We start from the raw sequence: 1,393 nt of genomic DNA on the forward strand, positions 1-1,393 counted from the left end.
CTCGATCTCGCGGCGGCCGCGATTGGCGCTCGGCACGCCGATGACAAGGTCGTCCTGCCCCGACAGGCGCGACAGCACCGCCGCCCAGGCCGCCAATATCGTCATGAACAAGGTCGTGCCATGCTGCCGGCTCAGCCGCTTCAGCTGCCGCGTCAGATCGGCATCGATGACCAGAGGGACGGTGGCCCCGGCAAACGACTGCTGCGCCGGCCGCGGCCGGTCGGTCGGCAGCGCCAGACGGGCCGGCGCACCAGACAGGCTGTCGCGCCAATACTGCGCCTGGCGCTGCAGCCGCTCGCCGGACAGCCATTGCCGTTGCCAGGCGGCATAGTCCGGATACTGGATCGCCAGCGGCGGCAAAGGATCGGCGCGCCCGGCCGTAAACGCCCGGTAAAGCTGACTAAGCTCGCGCATCAGCACGCCCATCGACCAGCCGTCGGCGACGATATGGTGTTGCGTCAGCAGAAAGACGTGGTCGTCATCGGCCAGCCGGATCAGGCGGCCGCGGATCAGCGGGCCGCGCGCCAGATCGAACGGTGTCCTTGCTTCTTCTTCGCACAGGGCCGAAAGCAAGACCTCGGCATCCGGTTCACCCCGAAGGTCGTCTTCGACCACCGGCAATCGCGTGTCCGCTGATAAAATCTCAACCTGCGGGTCATCCTCTCCGGCGACGAACGTCGAGCGCAGCGCCTCGTGACGGGCAAACAGCTGGTCAAGGCTGCGCCGCCAGGCGGCATGATCGAGCCTGCCGCGCAATCGCCAGCCCAAGGGAATGTTATAGTTCGTGCTGTCTTCGTCGAGCTGCGACAAGAACCAGAGACGCTGCTGCGAATAGGACAGCGCAAGCGCACCAGCACGTCCAACTGGCATGATGGCCGGTGCTGCCTGCGCACCAGAACCGTTCAGCACTTCGCCAACACTTAGCGCCAAATCGGCCAATGTCGGCTTGGCGAACAGGGTCGCCAACGGCAGCTCCACTGCAAAGGCCTGTGTCAGCCGGGCGAGCAGGCGCACCGCCAGCAATGAGTGGCCGCCGAGCTCGAAGAAGTTGTCGTGGCGGCCGATCCGCTCGATGCCGAGCAGCTCTTCCCAGATCCCGGCCAGCAGCATCTCGATTTCGCCCTGCGGCGCCTCGTAGGCCCGGCGCGCATAGGCCTCGTCGTCGGGAACCGGCAGTGCCTTGCGGTCGAGCTTGCCGTTCGGCGTCAGCGGCAGTGCTTCCAGCCGCACGAAGGCGGCCGGCACCATGTAGTCGGGCAGCAGGCCACCGAGATGGGCCCGCAACGCCGCGGCAAGCGCGGCGCCATCCGCTTCGGCCGCTCCCACCTCGGGCCGACACACGACATAGGCGACAAGCCGCTTGTCGCCGGCGCGATCGTCCCGCGCCACCACC

1 protein-coding gene is annotated in these 1,393 nt (G+C 67.3%); it reads right to left on the bottom strand.

Annotation, left to right across the window (positions count from 1 at the left end; translation table 11 throughout):
• A partial coding sequence (locus tag J2Z31_RS29040) for a condensation domain-containing protein (RefSeq protein ID WP_234939748.1) occupies positions 1-1,393 on the bottom strand: 1,393 nt, incomplete at both ends.

Origin of the sequence: Sinorhizobium kostiense, from assembly GCF_017874595.1 — a bacterium.
Taxonomy (GTDB): domain Bacteria; phylum Pseudomonadota; class Alphaproteobacteria; order Rhizobiales; family Rhizobiaceae; genus Sinorhizobium; species Sinorhizobium kostiense.